Source organism: uncultured Pelagibacterium sp. (assembly GCF_963972885.1).
Lineage (GTDB): Bacteria > Pseudomonadota > Alphaproteobacteria > Rhizobiales > Devosiaceae > Pelagibacterium > Pelagibacterium nitratireducens.
The window spans coordinates 1-6,552 of record NZ_CAXAXY010000132.1; the positions used below are offsets into that span (position 1 = coordinate 1).

A 6,552-nucleotide genomic window follows, 5' to 3' on the forward strand; every position below is an offset into this window, starting at 1 on the left:
ATGCGATCCCGTAGCGCTCCCCCGAGCGTTCGAGTTCGTGGGCCAGTGTCAGGGCCAGGCGAATGCCCGTGGCACCAAGGGGGTGTCCGATGGCGATGGCTCCGCCATTGACGTTGAGCTTGTCTTCATCGAGGCCCAACTCATCGACACAGGCCAGGATCTGGGCGCCGAACGCCTCGTTGATCTCGATGCGCCCGATTTGATCGAGCGTCAGCCCGCTCGCTTCGAGCACGGCGCGAATGGCAGGCGCCGGGCCGATCCCCATGATCTGCGGCGGAACCCCCACCGCAGCGGAGGCAACAAGGCGGGCCTTGGGCGTCAGCCCGTGGGATTTGGCATAGTCCGAAGACGCAACGAGCACGGCCCCGGCGCCATCGACGATGGCCGAGGAGTTGCCGCCGGTCTGAACACCACCGAAGGCCGGTCGCAGTTTGGAAAGAACCTCATAGGGCGAGGAGCGGATGTGGCTGTCGGTATCGATCTGCTCGACGCCACGCGGCAAGCGGATGGAGCGTTTGTCGATACCTTCGATTTCGAAGGTCTCGCTGACGACGGGCACGATCTCCTCGGCCAGCACACCGCCATCACGCGCCGCAGTGGCCCGCTCGAAACTGCGGACGGCGAAGCGGTCGACGCGCTCGCGCTCGATGCCGTATTGTTTGGCGAGATTTTCGGCGGTGTCGCCCATGGTGACGCAACCGGCGGGATCATAAAGGGCTTCCCAGAGGAAATCCTTGAACTCGACCTTGCCCATGGCAAAGCCGTTGCGGTGCGTATAGGCGGCGATGGGATTGCGGCTCATCGATTCCGTGCCCGCCGCCAGCGCGAGGTTCACGCGACCCAGAGATACAGAATCGGCGGCCTGGGCGATCACTTCGAGCCCGGTGCCACAGATGCGTTGTACCAGATGGGCCGGTGCCTCGGTCGGCGCGCCGGCGTAAAGCCCGATATGGCGCGGCGTCATGAACGCATCGAACGAGGCCTGGGCCATCGAGCCGGCAATCGTGGTTTCGATATCGGCAGCATCAACGCCGGTTTTCGCGATCGCCGCGCGGGCGGCCTTGATGCCCAGATCGATGGGCGAAATCTCTGACAGCGCGCCGCGATAATCGATGAATGGCGTGCGCGCGCCCCCAAGCAACCAGGCATCCTCGAAGGTAAAACGCAATCCCTTGGTCATTGATTATCCCTTTCTCGGCAGATCAAGAACGTCCGCGGGCACCGGTTCGCAATAAAGGGCTTCGACAAGGTCCCTGCGTGCCGCCAGAACGGCGCGCTGGTTGATCGAGCCCTTGTCGGTCACCTCACCCTTGTCGATATCGGGCAGCCCAACCATCACATGCGCCCGGGCAACATGAGTGGAACTGCCCGTGGCGCGCCGCGCCAGCGCCGCAAGCTCGACGGAGAACTTGTCCCTGATGGCGCTGTGTTGTGCAATCTGGGCGGGGTCGGTTCCTGCCGGCAATCCGGCATGGCGGGCGCAGGCCTCGAAATCGGGGAAAATCAACGCACCCAGATGGTTGCGGTCGGCGCCGGTCAGAACCACATCGCGGACCAGGGGTGCGCAGGCACCGATCACGGCCTTGCGCACGCTGGCAAAATTGACCCAGGTGCCGGTCGAAAGCTTGAAGTCCTCGCTGACGCGACCGTCAAAGACAAAGCCCTTTGAAATATCGTTTTCGTCGGCCGGCTTTACGGCATCGCCGATCTTGTAAAATCCGTCCTCGTCGAACGCCTCGCGGGTCTTTTCAGCGTCGCGCCAATAGCCGGGCGTGACATTGGGCCCCTTGAGGCGCAATTCCATCTTGTCGCCATTGGGCACCAGCTTGATTTCCATGCCCGCCGCCGGAAGCCCGATATGCCCCGCCTCCTGCACCGGCCAGGTGGTGGTGAAGGCAAAGGGCGCGGTTTCGGTCGAGCCGTAGCCGGTGATGATCATCACCCGCTGGCCCAACTCGGCCCGTGCCGCCCGATCCATGCCGTCAAAGACATGCTGGGACAGGCTGGCGCCGGCATATTGCATCAATTTCATGCGCGAAAAGAATTTGCGCCGAACCTCATGGTCGTCCTCGAACGCTGCGACCAGAAACTCGTAGCCTTTGGGCACCGTGAGATAAACGGTCGGTTGCACCTCGTGGAGGTTGCGCAGGGTATTGCCGATTTTGGCCGGGGTGGGCTGGCCGTCGTCGATATAGAGGCTGCCGCCATTATAGAACGCGATGCCGGTATTGTGGCTCGAGCCCGCGACGTGGTTCCAGGGCATCCAGTCCAGAAGCACCGGCGGCTCGTCCTTGAGAAACGCCAGGGCGGTGCGGATCATTTCCTGATTGCAGGCCATCATGCGGTTGGTGGTGATCACGCCCTTGGGCATGCCCGTCGAGCCCGACGTAAAGAGCAGCTTGGCGATGGTATCGGGCGTAATGGCGTCGTGTGCCTGCGCCACGTCTGCGGTGACGGGCGTTGCCACAAGCTCATCGAACAGGCGCGCGGGGTGGCCCGATGGCGGGTTGGATTTGACCACCAGCGGAACGGTATCGCCAAACACCGCATCGATGGCCGGTCCGAATTTTTCGCCATCCGAGGCATAGACAAGTCCGGGCGTGAGCAGCGCGGCGATATGCTTGAGCTTGCCGAAATCGGTGGAGATCAGCGAATAGGCCGGAGAAATCGGCGCGTAGGGAATGCCAACCCAGATCGCCGCCAGCCCGAGCAGCAGGTGTTCGATTTCATTGCCCGAAAGGATGATCAGTGGCCGGTCCTGCGACAGCCCGGCATCGAGAAGCGCCTGGCCGAGCGGCGCGATGGCCGCCACGACCTGTCCATAGGTCAGCTTGCGCCAATCGCCGGTCTCGCTGTTGCGATCCGCGACCATGAGCGCATCGGGCATTTTCTCCGCCCATTGGGCGATAGCATCGACGATGGAGCGCGGATAGGCCGCCAATTGCTCGCTTGAACGCACATGAACAACGCCATCCGACGCCGTCTCGGCATGCGCCGCCATGTGGCCCATTCTGACCTCGCGAATGGGCGTCGATAGATCTGACATAGCCAACCTCCCAGTTGAATTATGTTATGAAACATAACTAGGCGTCGTCAAGCCGGCAATTGCGCGATTGTGGCCGAGCGGCTATGGGAGGGTCGAGGAGTTGCCCCTGATACCGGACGGCTGAAGCCGATTTTTCATGTGGGGCCTTGAACAGTTTACCCATGAACACCCAATCGATCCGTCCTCATCCCGACATATCGCTGCACCAGCTCAGGATATTCACCGCCGTTGCGCAAGCGACAACGCTGACCGAAGCCGCCAAGCAATTGGGAATTGCCCAGCCCTCCCTGTCCCAGCAGCTCTCCCGGCTCGAAACGCTTGTCGGCGCGCGCCTGTTCAATCGCCGGCCTGGAGAAATGGAACTGACCGAGGCCGGCCACTACCTCCTGCCCAAGGCCGAACACGTCCTGCGCGGCATGCGCGATCTCGAAGACGGACTGATGGAATATACGTCCGGGCGCCGCATGACGATAAGGCTGGCCGGGATCACCTCGGTGTTGCGCGTTCTCCTGCCGCCCGCGCTGCGGCGGCTGCAGGAGATTTTTCCCGATATCGATTTCGATATCCAGGACATGGCGCCGTCCGACATTCTCGAATTGCTCTATGATCGCCGCATTGCGGTGGGGCTTCTGGCGGACAATTCACTGTCGGCCTCGGGCGGTGGTTTTGCCCAGATCCCCCTGCTCACCGATTCTCATGTGCTTGCCGTTCCCGGCCATCTCGATCTCTCCAGGGTAGAACGGCCCGAGCGCGATCTGCCTGCTGACCAGCTGGCCATTCTCAACCAGTCGATCCAGTTCGCGTTCGGTTCCCAGCACACCAAACGTGTCCAGAACTGGTATGAGCGGTTGTTCCCCGGCCACACCATCGTCGCCCAGTGCCGCAGCTTCGAGGTGGCGGCCGAACTGGTCAGGGCCGGCGCCGGCGTGTGCCTTGTTCCCGCACTCTCATTGCTGCATGGCGCCGAAACGCTCAAAGGCATTCGGCTCTATGCCGTCAACGCCGCGACACGGCGCATCATGGCGCTTATCCCCACGCAATATCAGCATATCGAGCCCTATCGAACCTTCCTCGATACGCTTAAAGATGCCGCGCACACCATCGTCCTGCCGCAGATCTCGCCCATTCCGCCCTTCCTCGATAACGGCCCGCAGGCGCAATTCTAGCCATAGGCGCATGGCTATGGGCTCCATAGATTGCGCGCAGCCCGCTCTCTTCGCAGCATGAACGATACGGCAATCATGCCGTGTTCAAATGAGGAGAAACACTATGGCCTGGAACAAGCCCAAGCTCACTGAAATTCCTGTCAGCATGGAAATCAACATGTACGCCTGCGCAAAGCGCAAGTAGTCGATTTTGCCTGCCGCGGTTTCCCGCTATGACTAAAATCCTCATACTCGGTGCCGCGGCAGGCGGCGGCGTGCCGCAATGGAATTGCGGCTGCGACAACTGCCGTGATGCGCGCTCGGGCAAGCTCGATATCGGCGGCAACCAGGCTTCGATCGCCATCAGTTCCGACGGCGAGCACTGGTTTTTGATCAACGCCTCGCCCGATTTGCGCCAGCAGATTGCCAATACCCCTGCGCTGTGGCCCAAGCCGGGCCTGAAGCGCCATTCGCCCATAACGGGCGTGATCCTCACCAATGGCGAAATCGACGCAATCACCGGGCTCTTGACGCTGCGCGAAGGCTCGCCCTTTACGCTCTACGCCCATGATCGCGTGCTTTCGATCCTCAGGGCCAATTCGATCTTCAATGCGCTCAAGCCCGAAAACGTGACCCGTCAGCCCATTGCGTCCGGCCAAAGGTTCGTGCCGGCGCTGCCCGACGGATCGCCCTCGGGGCTGGAGATTTTTGCCTTTGCGGCGCCGGGCAAAACCGCGCTGTTTCTCGAAGGCCATGATGAAAATGCCGAAGGCGACACGCTCGGCCTCGTGATCACCGACCGTTCGAGTGGCGCGCGCATGGTGTTTGTGGCGGCCTGCGCCGCGATCACCGATGAGCTGTTGAGCCTGATCGAGGGGGCCGACGCCGTGTTTTTCGATGGCACGCTGTGGCGCGACGACGAGATGATTGCCCAGGGCCTCAGTTCAAAGACCGGCCAGCGCATGGGTCACATTGCGATGAGCGACGTCATCCCGGCCCTGGCCGCTACACCGATCGGCAACAAGTTCTTTCTGCACATAAACAATTCCAATCCGGCGCTGCGTCCGGAGTCAGATGAGCGAAAAGCGCTCGAGGCGGCCGGGTGGTCCATACCCGCCGAAGGGACGGAGATTACACTATGAACCAGATAACCGCGCTTTCAGTCGCCCCCGATCTCGAGCTCGATTCCCCCGAGGCGCTCGAAGCCCAGCTTCGCCATATCGGCGCCACCCGCTATCACAACCTGCACCCCTTTCACGGCCTGCTGCATGGCGGCAAGCTCAACAAGGGGCAGGTGCAGGCCTGGGCGCTCAACCGCTATTTCTACCAGTCGACCATTCCGCTCAAGGACGCGGTGGTCATTTCCCGTTTCCGCGACCGGGCCACCCGCATCGAATGGCGGCACCGGATATCAGATCATGACGGCGACATCGGCAGCGAAGGCGGCATCGAACGCTGGCTAAAGCTCACGACCGGATTGGGTCTCGATCCCGATTACGTGGAATCGACCGAAGGTATCCTGCCGGCCACGCGATTTGCGGTGGAGGCCTACGTCCATTTCGTGCGCGACCGCACCCCGCTCGAAGCCATAGCCTCCTCGCTCACCGAACTGTTTGCGCCCAATCTGCATCAGGAGCGCATCGCCGGGATGCTCGAGCATTACGATTTCATCTCCCCCGATGTGATGACCTATTTCTCGCGCCGGCTCGATCAGGCCACCCGCGATGCCGATTTCGCGCTCGACTACGTCAAGACCCATGCCCGCACGCCCGAGGAGCGGCGGCTGGTGTGCAACGCACTGATCTTCAAGACCAACGTGCTCTGGGTGCAGCTCGATGCGCTGCACCATGCCTATGTCGGCGGGCACATCCCGCCCGGCGCTTTCGTTCCGGATGCGACATGACCCAGGCAGCACCTGCATCGCGCCGCCGCATGGTGGCAACGCCCCAAAGCGCGCCGCGCCTCGCCCGCGGGGTCAAGCTGCGGCACGACGAAACGCGCGACCGCTGGGTGCTTTTGGTGCCCGAACGGGTGCTGGCACCCGACGATATCGCCGTTGAAATCCTGCATTTGTGCGATGGCCAGCGTACCATCGCACAAATGGCCGACACGCTGGCGGAAAAATACGCTGCACCCGCTGACCAGATCGCGTCCGACGTGATCGAAATGATTCAGGATCTGGCCAATTCCGGGTTCCTGATCGATGGAGGAGGAAAACCATGAGCCCGACCCTCGACCGGCACCATCCCCCGATCGAAACCGATCCCAATGACGGATTGGCCCTGCTCGAAGGCAGGGGGCAGCCGATTGCCGCCCAATACGGCATTCCGCTCGCCGTGCTGATCGAGTTGACCCACAAAT

7 protein-coding genes are annotated in these 6,552 nt (G+C 62.0%); 5 read left to right on the forward strand and 2 right to left on the reverse strand.

The features are described from left to right. Positions 1-1,180, reverse strand: a 1,180-nt coding sequence (locus tag AACZ55_RS15035) for a thiolase family protein (RefSeq protein WP_339647424.1), incomplete at its 3' end; no start/stop codon positions are given. A 3-nt stretch (positions 1,181-1,183) separates the two neighbouring features. Continuing rightward, positions 1,184-3,046 carry a feruloyl-CoA synthase gene (locus tag AACZ55_RS15040; protein ID WP_339647425.1) on the reverse strand — a complete coding sequence of 621 codons (1,863 nt, stop codon included), beginning with the start codon at positions 3,044-3,046 and terminating at the stop codon, positions 1,184-1,186. 161 nt (positions 3,047-3,207) lie between these two features. Between AACZ55_RS15040 and AACZ55_RS15045 the strand changes: the two genes are divergently transcribed. The 5 genes from AACZ55_RS15045 (at position 3,208) to pqqD (ending at position 6,414) form a co-directional block, all read left to right on the forward strand. Further along, entirely contained in the window at positions 3,208-4,212 is a 1,005-nt protein-coding gene (locus AACZ55_RS15045; RefSeq protein WP_338609598.1) for a LysR family transcriptional regulator, read from the forward strand. Positions 4,213-4,315: 103 nt separating this feature from the next. After that, entirely contained in the window at positions 4,316-4,396 is an 81-nt protein-coding gene (gene pqqA, locus AACZ55_RS15050) for a pyrroloquinoline quinone precursor peptide PqqA (protein ID WP_041528725.1), read from the forward strand. 28 nt (positions 4,397-4,424) lie between these two features. After that, positions 4,425-5,333: a pyrroloquinoline quinone biosynthesis protein PqqB gene (pqqB, locus tag AACZ55_RS15055; RefSeq protein ID WP_339647427.1), complete on the forward strand. Its 909-nt coding sequence runs from the start codon at positions 4,425-4,427 to the stop codon at positions 5,331-5,333. Then, on the forward strand, positions 5,330-6,094 hold the full coding sequence (gene pqqC / locus AACZ55_RS15060; protein ID WP_339647429.1) for a pyrroloquinoline-quinone synthase PqqC: 765 nt from the start codon (positions 5,330-5,332) through the stop codon (positions 6,092-6,094). Before pqqB ends, pqqC begins: the two co-directional genes overlap by 4 nt. Positions 6,095-6,123: 29 nt before the next feature. Then, on the forward strand, positions 6,124-6,414 hold the full coding sequence (gene pqqD, locus AACZ55_RS15065) for a pyrroloquinoline quinone biosynthesis peptide chaperone PqqD (protein ID WP_339647431.1): 291 nt from the start codon (positions 6,124-6,126) through the stop codon (positions 6,412-6,414). Positions 6,415-6,552 lie beyond the last annotated feature (138 nt).